Consider the following 13,752-nt stretch of genomic DNA (forward strand, 5'->3'; position numbering starts at 1 on the left):
CCGGTCCCTCGAATCTGGAGACCCCATGACCTCCCTCGTCATCGCTGAACACGACAACAAGTCCATCCGCCCCGCCACGCTGAACACGGTCACGGCCGCTGCCGCCTGTGGCGGCGAAGTGCACGTGCTGGTGGCCGGCACCCATGCCGGCGAGGCCGCCCGGGCGGCCGCTCAGATCGCCGGCGTGGCCAAGGTGATCCATGCCGACGGCGCGCAGTTCGAGCACGGCCTGGCGGAGAACGTCGCCGCGCAGGTGCTGGCGATCGCCGGCAACTACAGCCACATCCTGTTCCCGGCCACCGCCGGCGGCAAGAACGTGGCGCCGCGCGTGGCCGCGAAGCTGGACGTGGCCCAGGTCTCCGACATCACCAAGGTCGACGGCCCGGATACCTTCGAGCGACCGATCTACGCCGGCAACGCCATCGCCACCGTGCAGAGCACGGACAAGGTGAAGGTGATCACGGTGCGCACGACCGCGTTCGATTCCGCGGCCGCCACCGGTGGCAGCGCCTCCGTCGAGAACGCTTCGGCCGCCGCGGACAGCGGCAAGTCGAAGTTCCTGGGCCAGGAGATCGCCAAGAGCGATCGTCCCGAGCTCACCGCCGCCAAGATCATCGTCTCGGGCGGCCGCGCGCTGGGCTCCTCCGAGAAGTTCCAGGAAGTGCTGACGCCGCTGGCGGACAAGCTGGGCGCGGCCATCGGCGCGAGCCGCGCCGCGGTCGACGCGGGCTACGCGCCCAACGACCTGCAGGTCGGCCAGACCGGCAAGATCGTGGCGCCGCAGCTGTACATCGCCGCGGGCATCTCCGGCGCGATCCAGCACCTGGCCGGCATGAAGGACTCCAAGGTGATCGTCGCGATCAACAAGGACCCGGAAGCGCCGATCTTCAGCGTGGCCGACTACGGGCTGGAGGCGGACCTGTTCACGGCGACGCCGGAGCTGGTGAAGGCGCTGTAAGAGGCACGCAAAGAAGACTCCCTCCCCGTCCCGGGCAGGGAGCAATGCAATACCCAAGGAGACTAGAACCATGCAACGCCGTCATTTCACCGCCGCCCTCGCTTCGGCCGTCGCCGCCCCGTTCGCGCGCGCCCAGAGCTGGCCCGTGCGGCCGATCCGCGTGCTGGTGGGCTATCCGCCCGGCGGCTTCACGGACGTCACCGCGCGCCTGGTCTGCGACCGGCTGGGCCAGCGCCTCGGCCAGCCGGTGATCGTGGAAAACAAGGCCGGCGCCAACGGCATCGTGGCCGTCGATGCGCTGGCGAAGGCACCCGCCGACGGCACGACCTTCGCCGTGGTGATCGCCGCGCATGCGGCCAACACCTCGCTGTACAAGAAGCTGCCCTACGACCCGAGGAAGGACGTCGTCGGTGTATCGCTGATCGGCATGTCGCCGCTCGTGTACGCGGCCAGCAACGACGCGCCATTCAAGAACGCGAAGGAGCTGGTCGCCTACGCCAAGGCCAACCCGGGCAAGATCAGCTACGGCTCCAGCGGCAGCGGTTCCGCCGTCCATCTCTCGACCGAGCTGCTCAAGTCCCTGACCGGCACACGCATGGTCCACATCCCCTACCGCGGCTCCGCGGCGGCCTTCACCGACCTGGTCGGCGGCCAGATCCAGCTGTTCGGCGATGCCGCGCAGGGCCTGATCGGCAAGGAGGGCAAGGTGCGCTTGCTGGGTGTGGCCAGCGACAAGCGCCTGCCGGCGCTGCCCAACGTGCCCACGTTCGTGGAGCAGGGCATCCCGGGCTTCCTCGCGAGCACCTGGGCCGGCATGCTGGCGCCGGCCGGCACGCCCGCGGCCATCCTGAAGCGCATGTCCGACGAAATCGCGGCGGTCGTGAAGATGGACGAGGTGCGCTCGCGCCTCGAGGCGATGGGCACCATCCCGGTGGGCGGCAGCCCGGCGGAATTCGACAAGTTCATCGCGGAGGAAACCGCCAAGTGGGGCAAGGTGGTCCGCGAAGCCAAGGTGTCGCTGGACTGAAGCCACGACAACGACAAGGAGCAATCATGGCGACCAAGACCAAAGCCACCTTCCACTGGGCCGACCCGCTGCTGCTCGACCAGCAGCTCTCGGGCGACGAGCGCGCCGTGCGCGATGCCGCCCAGACCTATTGCCAGGAGAAGCTGGCGCCCCGCGTGCTGGAAGCTTTCCGCACCGAGACCACCGACACCGCCATCTTCCGCGAGATGGGCGAGCTGGGCCTGCTGGGCCCGACCATCCCCGAGCAGTACGGCGGCGCCGGGCTCAACTATGTGAGCTACGGCCTGATCGCGCGCGAGGTGGAGCGCGTCGACTCCGGCTACCGCTCGATGATGAGCGTGCAGTCGTCGCTGGTCATGGTGCCGATCTTCGAATTCGGCAACGAGGCGACCAAGCAGAAGTACCTGCCCAAGCTGGCCACCGGCGAATTCATCGGCTGCTTCGGCCTGACCGAGCCGAACCACGGCTCCGACCCGGCCAGCATGGTCACGCGCGCCCGCAAGGTCGACGGCGGCTACAAGCTCACCGGCAGCAAGATGTGGATCTCCAACTCGCCCTTTGCCGACGTGTTCGTCGTCTGGGCCAAGGACGACGAGGGCGCAATCCGCGGCTTCGTGCTGGAGAAGGGCTGGAAGGGCCTGTCGGCGCCCAAGATCAAGGGCAAGGTGGGGCTGCGCGCGTCCGTCACCGGCGAGATCGTGATGGACGAGGTGTTCTGCCCCGAGGAGAACGCCTTTCCCGAGGTGCGCGGCCTGAAGGGCCCGTTCACCTGCCTGAACTCGGCCCGCTACGGCATCGCCTGGGGCGCGCTCGGCGCGGCCGAGGACTGCTGGTTCCGCGCCCGCCAGTACGTGCTGGACCGCAAGCAGTTCGGCAAGCCGCTGGCGGCCAACCAGCTGGTGCAGAAGAAGCTGGCCGACATGCAGACCGAGATCACGCTGGGCCTGCAGGGCTGCCTGCGCCTGGGCCGCATGAAGGACGAGGGCACGGCCTCGGTCGAGATCACCTCGATCATGAAGCGCAACTCCTGCGGCAAGGCGCTGGACATTGCCCGCACCGCACGCGACATGATGGGCGGCAACGGCATCAGCGATGAGTTCGGGGTGGCAAGGCACCTGGTGAACCTGGAAGTCGTGAACACCTACGAAGGCACGCACGACATCCACGCGCTGATCCTGGGGCGGGCGCAGACGGGGATCGCGGCGTTCTGACGCGCTGGTTCTGAGCGCGGCGCTCTCTCCCTTTGGTGGGGGGCGCCCCCGAGGGGCCGACGCCTGCCGACGGACCGAACGTCCGCCGAAGGGTCGAACGCCGCCGAAGGTCGATGGCCTCCGAAGGGCCGCGCGCCTTCGTGCCGGGCTGCGGCCGAGGGGCCCTCCGTGGGGCGAATGTCCCCCGCCGCGGCTGGCGCCGCTCGCTCCTCCTTGATTTCGCCCCACGAAGGTCCCCTCAGCCACAGCCCTGCGCCGCGCCCGCGGTTGGCCCTTTGGCACGGTCGGTCCGGTCGGCCGTCGGCCCGGAGGGGGCGCGGGGCAGGGCAGGGGCGGGGGTGGGCTTCCGCGCGAAATCAAGGAGGAGCGCGCCGGCGCGCTGGCAAGCGGGGGACATTCGCGCGGAAGCCCACCCCCGCCCTGGCCCGGCAAGACGGGCCGTGGCCACGGCAGGAAAGCCTCTGAAGGGAATCCCCGGGTCTCCATGCGCGATGTACTGGGCAAGAATGGTCCGCACAACGCACCAGGAGACACCGCATGCTCACCCGCCGCCTCGTCGCGGTGGCCGCCCTCGGGCTGGCCGCCGGCACCGTCTTCGCCCAGCAGGCCACTTCGACCAGCCCAGGGCAGGCCAGCTGGCCCACCAAGCCGGTCCGCATCGTCGTGACCTTCACGCCCGGCGGCGCGCCGGACACGCTGGCGCGCATCCTGGCGGACAAGTGGGGGTCGCTCGGGCAGACGGTCACGGTGGACAACAAGCCGGGCGCCGGCGGCAACATCGGGGCCGACTTCGTGGCCAAGAGCGCGCCCGATGGGCACACCCTCGTGGTCGGCACCGTGGGCACGCACGCGATCAACCCGGCGCTGTATCCCAACATGCCTTACCACCCGCAGAAGGACTTCACGCCGGTCATCTTCCTGGCGTGCACGCCCAACCTGCTGGTGGTCAACAACAGCGTGCCGGCCAGGACGGTGCCCGAGCTGGTCGCCCTGGCCAGGAAGCAGCCGCTGACCTTCGGCTCCAGCGGCAGCGGCACCTCGATCCACCTGTCCGGCGAGCTGTTCAACACCCTGGCGGGGGTGAAGATGCAGCACATCCCCTACAAGGGCCGGGCCGCGGCCATCCCCGACCTGCTGGGCGGGCGCCTCACGATGATCTTCGACAACATGCCGTCGGCGCTGCCGCTGGTGAAGTCGGGCGAGCTGCGCGCGATCGCGGTCACGAGCGCGCAGCGCTCGCCGGCGGCGCCGCAGATCCCGACGCTGGCCGAGTCGGGCCTGCCCGGGTTCGAGGCGACCTCGTGGTTCGCGCTGTTCGCGCCGGCCGGCCTGCCGCGTGACGTGCAGATGAAGATCAATGCCGAGACCGCCCGCGTGCTGGCCATGCCCGACGTCAAGGAGAAGCTCGCCACGCTCGGGCTGGAGCCGAACCCGGGCACGCCCGAACAGCTGGGCACGCTCGTGCAGGGCGAGATGGTGAAGTGGGCGAAGGTGGTCAAGGAGTCCGGCGCCAAGCCGGACTGACCGCCCCCGTCACTTCTGCGTTTCGGTGCCTTGTGGCACCCCCGGCGCGGGCAGGGCCGCGCCGGCCCCGAGCGACTGGGTGCCCGCGCGCTGGGCAGCCGCCGTGGTGGCGGACACCAGCGAGGCCTGCCCGCCTTGCACCAGCAGTTCGGCGGCGGGGGCAGGCACGGGGCCGGTGCCCACCAGCATGCCGGTCGGGCCGGCGGTGACGACCACCAGCGGGCGCCGGCCATCCACGCCCGAGACCGGCAGGAAGGTGTGCTGGTCGCGCATCGAGACGCGGTTCCAGTCGGGCGGGTGCGGGGTGTTCGCGCAGCCTCCCACCGCCAGCAGGGCGGCGAGGGCGATCGGGCCGGCGGCGAGGCGCCGCGCATGGGACAGCGGGAAGAGGATCGGCATGGGGGCTCCCTGGCGGTGCCGGCAGGGCCGCGTGGGGAGCCTCTGCCGTTTGCCCAATCTAGGAGCCGCCGGCGGCCGCGTGTGTATGCGCTTGTTTGAGCTGTGTGCGGCTGTTCACATGCCGGACGCATAGGGCGCGAAGCCGCGCTGGTTCTCGTCGATCTGCAGCGTGCGCCCCAGCGGCGGGAACGCGCGCTGCGCGCAGTCGGCGCGGTCGCAGACCTTGCAGCCGGCGCCGATCAGCGTGGCCGCGTCGGGGTCGACCAGGTTGACGCCCTTGGCGTACACGAGGCGGTCCGCATAGCGTGCGTCGCACCCGAGGGCCACCGCGAACATGCGCTTGGGCGCGCCGTAGCCGCCGCGCCGGTGTTCCACCGTGCGCGCGATCCACAGGTAGGTGCGGCCGTCGGGCATGCGCGAGAGCTGCGTGAGGATGTTGCCGGGGTGCGAGAAGGCCTCGTAGACGTTCCACAGCGGACAGGTGCCGCCATGGCGCGAGAAGTGGAAGTCGGCGGTGGACTGGCGCTTGGACACGTTGCCCGCCCGGTCCACCCGCACGAAGAAGAACGGGATGCCGCGCCCCGGCGCATGGTGCATCGTGGACAGCCGGTGGCCGATGGTCTCGAAGCCGACGCCGAAGCGGTCGCTCAGCAGCTCGAGGTCGTAGCGCAGCGCCTCGGCCGCGTCCTGGAAGCGCCGGTTCGGCAGCACGAGCGCGCCGGCGAAATGGTTGGCGAAGCCCAGCCGCGCGAGGCTGCGCGCCTGCGACGTCGCGAACGCATCGGCGGTGGTGAACGAGTCGATCAGCGGCCCGGTCTCGAGGAAGGCGAGCTGCACGCCCAGCTGGAAGGCCTGCTGCCCGGGGTCCATGTCGGTCGCCAGCGAAATGGTGCGCGTGCCGGCGTCGTAGCTGCGCAGCGCCTGGTCCGAGGTCCGGCTGGCCGCGGTCTCGCGCACCTCGATGCCGTGGTGCTGGCGCAGGCGCTCGCGCAGGCACGCCAGCAGTTCGGCGGCGCCGATCTCGCCCTCGCGCGAGCCCGCGGTCACGGTCTCGTACAGCTGTTCGGCGCGCTCGTCCAGCACCGCCATGTGGTGGTGGCGCGCATAGAAGAATTCGCGCACTTCCTCGTAGGGCTGCAAGGGCGTCGCGGAGGCCGAGGCCGTGCGGTCGCCGTCCGCCCCGGCCACGATGGACGACAGCCGCTCTTCCGCCGCGCGGGTCCGCTCGTGCAGGTGCAGCAGCACCCTGGTCACCGAGGGCAGCTGCGACGCGACCACCTTGGCCTCGGCCAGCGGCACCGGGTGGGCCTGCGGGTGGTGCGAGAACACCGTCTGCAGCTCGCTCAGGCGGCGCGCGCCCGCGTCGTCCGAGAACAGCTGCAGGTCGATGCCATGCGCCGCCTGCAGGCGCAGCAGCACCGGCACCGTCAGGGGACGCTGGTCGTTCTCGATCTGGTTGAGGTAGCTGGGCGAGATCTTCAGCGAGGCCGCCAGCGCGGCCTGCGTCAGTCCCTGCTGCTCCCGCAGCGTCTTGAGGCGCACGCCCATGAAGGCTTTGGTCATCTTTGCAAGCTTCGCAAATTCACAAGGCCGATTTGCACTTGCGCTCCAGTTTATCCGTTGTCCTCGGGCGCTGTTTTTGCGAAGATTGCAATGTTATGACCGACCCGAATCGAGACACGCGCACCGCGACGGACCTGGACCCCTGGATGAAGGCCGCCGCCAAGTCCGCGCCCGGCGGGGACGTCGCCGCCCTGAACTGGACCACGCCCGACGGCATCGTCGTCAAGCCGCTGTACACGGCGGCCGACCTGCAGGGGCTGCCGCACGCCGACACGCTGCCGGGCTTCGCGCCGTACGTGCGGGGCCCGCAGGCGACCATGTATGCCGTGCGGCCGTGGACGATCCGCCAGTACGCGGGCTTTTCCACGGCGGAGGAGTCCAACGCCTTCTACCGCAAGGCCCTGGCGGCCGGCGGGCAGGGCGTCTCGGTGGCCTTCGACCTGGCGACCCACCGCGGCTACGACAGCGACCATCCGCGCGTGTTCGGCGATGTCGGCAAGGCCGGCGTGGCCATCGATTCCGTCGAGGACATGAAGATCCTGTTCGACGGCATCCCGCTCGACAAGGTCTCCGTCTCGATGACCATGAACGGCGCCGTGCTGCCGGTGCTGGCCGGCTACGTGGTCGCGGCGGAGGAGCAGGGGGTGAAGCAGGACCAGCTGTCCGGGACCATCCAGAACGACATCCTCAAGGAGTTCATGGTCCGCAACACGTACATCTACCCGCCCGAGCCCTCGATGCGAATCGTGGGCGACATCATCGAGTACACGGCACGCAACATGCCGAAGTTCAACTCGATCTCGATCTCCGGCTACCACATGCAGGAGGCGGGCGCGAACCAGGCGCTGGAGCTGGCCTTCACGCTGGCCGACGGCAAGGAGTACGTGAAGACGGCGCTCGCCAAGGGCCTGAATGTCGACGAGTTCGCCGGCCGCCTGTCGTTCTTCTGGGCGATCGGGATGAACTTCTATCTCGAGATCGCCAAGATGCGCGCGGCGCGCGTGCTGTGGCACCGCATCATGCAGGGCTTCGGGGCGAAGAACCCCAAGAGCCTGATGCTGCGCACGCACTGCCAGACCTCGGGCTGGTCGCTCACCGAGCAGGACCCCTACAACAACGTGGTGCGCACGACCATCGAGGCGATGGCCGCGGTGTTCGGCGGCACGCAGTCGCTGCACACCAACAGCTTCGACGAGGCGATCGCGCTGCCTTCGGAGACCTCGTCGCGCATTGCGCGCAACACGCAGCTGATCATCCAGGAAGAGACGCACATCACCAACGTCATCGATCCCTGGGCCGGCAGCTACATGATGGAGAAGCTGACCCAGGACATGGCCGACGCGGCGTGGGCGATCATCGAGGAAGTCGACGCCATGGGCGGCATGACGCGCGCCGTCGATTCCGGCTGGGCCAAGCTGAAGATCGAGGCGGCGGCGGCGGAAAAGCAGGCGCGCATCGACTCGGGCAAGGATGTGATCGTCGGGGTCAACAAGTACCGCCTGGCCAAGGAGGATCCGGTGGAGATCCTCGAGGTGGACAACCACATGGTGCGCGAGCAGCAGGTCGCGCGGCTGCAGAAGATCCGCGCGTCCCGTGATGGCGCCAAGGTGCAGGCCGCGCTGGAAGCACTGACCGCGGCCGCGAAGTCGGGGCAGGGCAACCTGCTCGCCCTGAGCATCGACGCAATCCGTCTGCGCGCGACGGTCGGCGAGGTGTCCGACGCGCTGGAGAAGGTTTTCGGGCGCCATCGCGCCGACACGCAAAAGGTGACCGGTGTGTACGCAGCTGCCTACGACTCGGCCGAGGGCTGGGAGAAACTCAAGGGCGAGATCGCCCGTTTCGCCGAGGAACACGGCCGCCGGCCGCGCGTGATGGTCGCCAAGCTGGGCCAGGACGGGCACGACCGCGGCGCCAAGGTGGTGGCCACCGCCTATGCCGACCTGGGCTTCGACGTCGACATGGGGCCGCTGTTCCAGACGCCCGAGGAGTGCGCGCGCCAGGCCATCGAGAACGACGTGCACGCCGTCGGCGTGTCCACGCTGGCCGCCGGCCACAAGACGCTGGTGCCGGCCATCATCGAGGAACTGAAGAAGCAGGGCGGCGGCGACATCATCGTCTTCGTCGGCGGCGTGATCCCGCAGCAGGACTACGCCTTCCTGTACGACGCCGGCGTCAAGGGCATCTACGGCCCCGGCACGCCGATCCCGGCCAGCGCGAAGGACGTGCTGGAGAACATCAAGAAGGCCGCGGCTGCATGACGACGGTCTTTCTCCCTCCCCCTCCTGGGGAGGGTTGGGGTGGGGACGCCCCCCTCCCGACCTCCCCCCGGCGGGGGGAGGAGATGCGTTCATGAGCCTCGCGCCCCTGATCGTGGAGGCTTCCGGCGCGCCGCAGCGCCGTGCCATCGCCAAGGCCATCACGCTGCTGGAGTCCACGCGCGCCGACCACCGCGCGCAGGGCGACCAACTGCTCACCGAGCTGCTGCCGCACACCGGCCGCTCGTTCCGCCTGGGCATCTCGGGCGTGCCCGGGGTCGGCAAGAGCACCTTCATCGAGGCGCTCGGCCTCTTCCTGATCGGGCAGGGCCACCGCGTCGCGGTGCTCACCATCGATCCGTCCAGCAGCGTCTCGGGCGGCTCGATCCTGGGCGACAAGACCCGCATGGAGCAGCTGTCGGTGCACCCGCAGGCCTACATCCGGCCCAGTCCCTCGGGCGGCACGCTCGGCGGCGTGGCGGAGAAGACGCGCGAGGCCATGCTGGTGTGCGAGGCCGCCGGCTACGACATCGTGATCGTCGAGACCGTGGGCGTCGGCCAGAGCGAGACGGCCGTGGCGGGCATGACGGACATGTTCGTGCTGATGCAGCTGCCCAACGCCGGCGACGACCTGCAGGCGATCAAGAAGGGCGTGATGGAGCTGGCCGACCTGGTCGTCATCAACAAGGCCGACCTCGACGCCGATGCCGCCACCCGCGCGCAGGCACAAATCACCAGCGCGCTGCGCCTGTTCACGCAGCACGGGCGCGATCGCGGCGCCTGGCAGCCGCAGGTGGTGCAGCTGAGCGCGCTGAAGAACACGGGCGTGGCGGCGTTCTGGCAGGCCGTCACCCGCTTCCGCGAGACGCGCACGGCCGAGGGGCGGCTGCAGGCCAAACGTCAGCACCAGGCCCTGGCCTGGATGTGGGAACGCATCGACGGCGGCCTGAAGCAGTCGTTCCGCTCGCACCCGCAGGTGCAGGCCCTGCTGCCCGAGCTGACCACCGAGGTGGAGCAGGGCCGCGTGGCCGCGTCCACCGCCGCCCGGCAGCTGCTCGCCGCCTGGCGCCCCGCGCCCTGACATCCAGAAGACTTCCCGGAGAAGAACACATGCAAGACATCCTCGAGCAACTCGAACGCAAGCGGGCCGCGGCGCGGCTGGGCGGCGGCCACAAGCGCATCGACGCCCAGCACAGGAAGGGCAAGCTCACCGCACGCGAGCGCCTGGAGCTGCTGCTGGACGAAGGCACGTTCGAGGAATGGGACATGTTCGTGGAGCACCGCTCGCACGACTTCGGCATGGCCGACAACAAGATTCCCGGCGACGGCGTCGTCACCGGCTACGGGATGATCAACGGCCGGCTGGTGTTCGTCTTCAGCCAGGACTTCACCGTCTTCGGCGGCGCGCTGTCGGAGGCGCATGCCGAGAAGATCTGCAAGGTGATGGACCAGGCCATGAAGGTCGGCGCGCCGGTGATCGGCCTGAACGACTCGGGCGGCGCGCGCATCCAGGAGGGCGTGGCCTCGCTGGGCGGCTATGCCGACGTGTTCCAGCGCAACGTGATGGCCTCGGGCGTGATCCCGCAGATCAGCATGATCATGGGGCCGTGCGCCGGCGGCGCCGTGTACTCGCCGGCCATGACGGACTTCATCTTCATGGTCAAGGACAGCTCGTACATGTTCGTGACCGGCCCGGACGTGGTGAAGACCGTCACGCACGAGGAGGTGACGGCCGAGGAGCTGGGCGGCGCGTCCACGCACACCAGCCGCAGCGGCGTGGCCGACCTCGCGTTCGAGAACGACGTCGAGGCGCTGCTCATGCTGCGGCGCCTGTACAACTACCTGCCGCTGAACAACCGCGAGAAGCCGCCGATCCGCCCGAGCAACGACCCGGTGGATCGCATGGACCACTCGCTGGACACGCTCGTTCCGGACAACCCGAACAAGCCGTACGACATGAAGGAGCTGATCGTCAAGACCGTGGACGACGGCGACTTCTTCGAGCTGCAGCCCGAGTATGCGAAGAACATCATCATCGGCTTCGCGCGGATGGAAGGGCAGACCGTGGGCATCGTGGCCAACCAGCCGCTGGTGCTGGCGGGCTGCCTGGACATCAAGAGCTCGATCAAGGCGGCGCGCTTCGTGCGCTTCTGCGACGCCTTCAACATCCCGGTGGTCACCTTCGTCGACGTGCCCGGCTTCATGCCCGGCACCAGCCAGGAGTACGGCGGGATCATCAAGCACGGGGCCAAGCTGCTGTACGCGTACGCGGAGTGCACCGTGCCCAAGATCACGGTGATCACCCGCAAGGCCTATGGCGGCGCCTACGACGTGATGAGCTCCAAGCACCTGCGCGGCGACGTCAACTTCGCCTGGCCCAACGCCGAGATCGCGGTGATGGGCGCCAAGGGCGCGGTGGAGATCATCTTCCGCGAGGACAAGAACGACCCGGCCAAGCTGGCCGCCCGCGAGGCCGAGTACAAGGCCCGCTTCGCCAACCCGTTCGTCGCCGGCGCCCGCGGCTTCATCGACGACGTGATCCTGCCGCACGAGACGCGCAAGCGCATCTGCCGCTCGCTGGTGATGCTGCGCGACAAGAAGCTCGAGAACCCGTGGCGCAAGCACGGGAACATCCCGCTGTGAATGCGTCGGAAGGTGTCATTGCGGGCTTGACCCGCAATCCATGGATCCCGGGGCAAGCCCGGGACGACAACGGTGTGGAGCGTCCAGAACATGTTTGACAAGATCCTGATTGCCAACCGCGGCGAGATCGCCTGCCGCGTCATCAAGACGGCCCGCAAGATGGGCATCAAGACGGTGGCGGTGTATTCCGACGCCGACCGCGACGCTCGCCACGTGCAGCTGGCCGACGAGGCCGTGCACATCGGCCCGGCCCCCAGCCGCGAGAGCTACCTGCGCATGGACCGCATCATCGCGGCGTGCAAGCAGACCGGCGCGCAGGCCGTGCACCCGGGCTACGGCTTCCTGTCCGAGAACGAGGAGTTCGCCAGGACGGTGGAGGAGCAGGGCATCACCTTCATCGGGCCCAAGCACCATTCGATCGCGGCCATGGGCGACAAGATCGCCTCCAAGAAGCTGGCCAACGAGGCCAGGGTCAACACGATCCCCGGCTGGAACGACGCCATCGAGAGCGCCGAGCGTGCCATCGAGATTGCCCGGGACATCGGCTACCCGGTGATGATCAAGGCCTCGGCCGGCGGCGGCGGCAAGGGCCTGCGCGTGGCGTTCAACGACAAGGAGGCCTTCGAGGGCTTCACCTCCTGCCGCAACGAGGCGCGCAACAGCTTCGGCGACGACCGCGTCTTCATCGAGAAGTTCGTCGAGGAGCCGCGGCACATCGAGATCCAGGTGCTGGGCGACGCCCACGGCAACGTGATCTACCTGAACGAGCGCGAGTGCTCGATCCAGCGGCGCCACCAGAAGGTGATCGAGGAGGCGCCGTCGCCCTTCATCAGCGACGCGACGCGCAAGGCGATGGGCGAGCAGGCGGTGGCGCTGGCCAGGGCGGTGAAGTACCAGTCGGCGGGCACGGTGGAGTTCGTGGTCGGCAAGGACCAGAGCTTCTACTTCCTGGAGATGAACACGCGGCTGCAGGTGGAGCATCCGGTCACCGAGTGCATCACCGGCCTCGACCTCGTCGAGCTGATGATCCGCGTGGCTGCCGGCGAGAAGCTGCCGCTGGCGCAGGCCGACGTGAAGCGCGACGGCTGGGCCATCGAGTGCCGCATCAACGCCGAGGACCCTTTCCGCAACTTCCTGCCGTCCACGGGCCGGCTGGTGCGCTTCCAGCCGCCCAGGGAAACCATGTGGGCCGGGGAGCCCCCACCCCAACCCTCCCCCAAGGGGGGTGGGAGCGGATACGGGGGCGTGCGCGTCGACACCGGCGTCACGGAGGGCGGCGAGATCCCGATGTACTACGACTCGATGATCGCCAAGCTCATCGTGCACGGGAGCGACCGCAACGACGCCATCGCCAAGATGCGCGAGGCGCTCGACGGCTTCGTGATCCGCGGCATCTCCAGCAACGTGCCGTTCCAGGCAGCGCTGCTGGCGCACCCGCAGTTCGTCGCCGGCCAGTTCAACACCGGCTTCATCGCCGAGCACTACGGCCAGGGCTTCCGCGCCGAGGACGTGGCGCACGACGACCCGGACTTCCTGGTGGCGCTGGCGGCGTACGCCAACCGGCGGGCGCTGCAGCGCTCGGCCGGCATCAGCGGCCAGATGCGCGGGCACGAGTTCCGCGTCGGCGAGGAGTTCGTCGTCGTCAGGCTGGGGCAGGGCGGCGAGCACCGGCGGCAGGCCGCGCGCGTGTCCGATTTCCAGGCCGTGTCCGGCTCGAGCGTGGTGGAGACCAACGGCAAGCGCTACGAGATCTGCAGCGCGTGGCACCTGGGCGCCTCGCGCATCCGCGGCACCGTCGGCGGCAAGCCGTTCACCGCGCAGGTCGAGCGCGGACTGCCGAAGAACCCGCTGGCCATCGCGATCAGCCACAACGGCACGCGCCTGGTGGCGATGGTGCTGACGCCGCGCACGGCGGAACTGCACGCGCTGATGCCCTACAAGGCGCCGCCGGACATGAGCCGCTACGTGCTGTCGCCGATGCCCGGGCTGCTGGTCGACGTGGCCGTGCAGCCGGGGCAGAAGGTGCAGGCGGGCGAGCGCGTGGCCGTCATCGAGGCGATGAAGATGGAGAACGTGCTCTTCGCCGCCGCCGACGGGGTGGTGGGCAAGGTGCTCGCGGCCAAGGGCGAGTCGCTGGCGGTGGACCAGCCGATCGTCGAGTTCGAATGAGGA

At 69.3% G+C, this 13,752-nt stretch carries 10 protein-coding genes; 8 read left to right on the forward strand and 2 right to left on the reverse strand.

The annotated features are described in order from the left end of the window. Window positions 1-25: 25 nt before the first annotated feature. The 4 genes from AC3ANR_RS10350 (at window position 26) to AC3ANR_RS10365 (ending at window position 4,720) form a co-directional block, all read left to right on the forward strand. Window positions 26-958 carry an electron transfer flavoprotein subunit alpha/FixB family protein gene (locus AC3ANR_RS10350; RefSeq protein WP_488288030.1) on the forward strand — a complete coding sequence of 311 codons (933 nt, stop codon included), beginning with the start codon at window positions 26-28 and terminating at the stop codon, window positions 956-958. Between the two features lie 70 nt (window positions 959-1,028). Next, on the forward strand, window positions 1,029-1,985 hold the full coding sequence (locus AC3ANR_RS10355; protein WP_488288031.1) for a tripartite tricarboxylate transporter substrate binding protein: 957 nt from the start codon (window positions 1,029-1,031) through the stop codon (window positions 1,983-1,985). Window positions 1,986-2,011: 26 nt separating this feature from the next. Beyond that, window positions 2,012-3,196 (forward strand): acyl-CoA dehydrogenase, encoded by a 1,185-nt coding sequence (locus AC3ANR_RS10360; RefSeq protein WP_488288032.1) that lies wholly within the window; start codon window positions 2,012-2,014, stop codon window positions 3,194-3,196. Between the two features lie 537 nt (window positions 3,197-3,733). Beyond that, entirely contained in the window at window positions 3,734-4,720 is a 987-nt protein-coding gene (locus tag AC3ANR_RS10365) for a tripartite tricarboxylate transporter substrate binding protein (RefSeq protein WP_488288033.1), read from the forward strand. Between the two features lie 9 nt (window positions 4,721-4,729). On the opposite strand, the gene AC3ANR_RS10370 is transcribed toward AC3ANR_RS10365, so the two are convergent. Continuing rightward, a complete protein-coding gene (locus AC3ANR_RS10370; RefSeq protein WP_488288034.1) occupies window positions 4,730-5,119 on the reverse strand; it encodes a hypothetical protein in 390 nt (129 codons plus the stop codon). A gap of 114 nt (window positions 5,120-5,233) precedes the next feature. After that, a complete protein-coding gene (locus AC3ANR_RS10375) occupies window positions 5,234-6,682 on the reverse strand; it encodes a short-chain fatty acyl-CoA regulator family protein (protein WP_488288035.1) in 1,449 nt (482 codons plus the stop codon). Window positions 6,683-6,777: 95 nt separating this feature from the next. On the opposite strand from AC3ANR_RS10375, the gene scpA reads away from it, so the two are divergent. From scpA to AC3ANR_RS10395, 4 genes are all read left to right on the forward strand, one after another. Next, entirely contained in the window at window positions 6,778-8,940 is a 2,163-nt protein-coding gene (gene scpA, locus AC3ANR_RS10380; RefSeq protein WP_488288036.1) for a methylmalonyl-CoA mutase, read from the forward strand. A 91-nt stretch (window positions 8,941-9,031) separates the two neighbouring features. Next, window positions 9,032-10,018, forward strand: coding sequence for a methylmalonyl Co-A mutase-associated GTPase MeaB (gene meaB / locus AC3ANR_RS10385; RefSeq protein ID WP_488288037.1), 987 nt, complete (start codon window positions 9,032-9,034; stop codon window positions 10,016-10,018). Between the two features lie 29 nt (window positions 10,019-10,047). Continuing rightward, a complete protein-coding gene (locus AC3ANR_RS10390) occupies window positions 10,048-11,580 on the forward strand; it encodes an acyl-CoA carboxylase subunit beta (protein ID WP_488288038.1) in 1,533 nt (510 codons plus the stop codon). A 90-nt stretch (window positions 11,581-11,670) separates the two neighbouring features. Further along, window positions 11,671-13,749, forward strand: a complete 2,079-nt coding sequence (locus tag AC3ANR_RS10395; protein WP_488288039.1) for an acetyl-CoA carboxylase biotin carboxylase subunit — start codon at window positions 11,671-11,673, stop codon at window positions 13,747-13,749. Window positions 13,750-13,752 lie beyond the last annotated feature (3 nt).

Source organism: Ramlibacter sp. JJN2-2R, from assembly GCF_057747835.1.

Bases quoted from the DNA above. Each gene is read 5' to 3' on its own strand.
- AC3ANR_RS10365 (WP_488288033.1), top strand. From the start codon at position 3,734: ATGCTCACCCGCCGCCTCGTCGCGGTGGCCGCCCTCGGGCTGGCCGCC.
- AC3ANR_RS10395 (WP_488288039.1), top strand. From the start codon at position 11,671: ATGTTTGACAAGATCCTGATTGCCAACCGCGGCGAGATCGCCTGCCGC.
- AC3ANR_RS10390 (WP_488288038.1), top strand. From the start codon at position 10,048: ATGCAAGACATCCTCGAGCAACTCGAACGCAAGCGGGCCGCGGCGCGG.
- AC3ANR_RS10370 (WP_488288034.1), bottom strand. From the start codon at position 5,119: ATGCCGATCCTCTTCCCGCTGTCCCATGCGCGGCGCCTCGCCGCCGGC.
- AC3ANR_RS10360 (WP_488288032.1), top strand. From the start codon at position 2,012: ATGGCGACCAAGACCAAAGCCACCTTCCACTGGGCCGACCCGCTGCTG.
- AC3ANR_RS10375 (WP_488288035.1), bottom strand. From the start codon at position 6,682: ATGACCAAAGCCTTCATGGGCGTGCGCCTCAAGACGCTGCGGGAGCAG.
- scpA (WP_488288036.1), top strand. From the start codon at position 6,778: ATGACCGACCCGAATCGAGACACGCGCACCGCGACGGACCTGGACCCC.
- AC3ANR_RS10355 (WP_488288031.1), top strand. From the start codon at position 1,029: ATGCAACGCCGTCATTTCACCGCCGCCCTCGCTTCGGCCGTCGCCGCC.
- meaB (WP_488288037.1), top strand. From the start codon at position 9,032: ATGAGCCTCGCGCCCCTGATCGTGGAGGCTTCCGGCGCGCCGCAGCGC.
- AC3ANR_RS10350 (WP_488288030.1), top strand. From the start codon at position 26: ATGACCTCCCTCGTCATCGCTGAACACGACAACAAGTCCATCCGCCCC.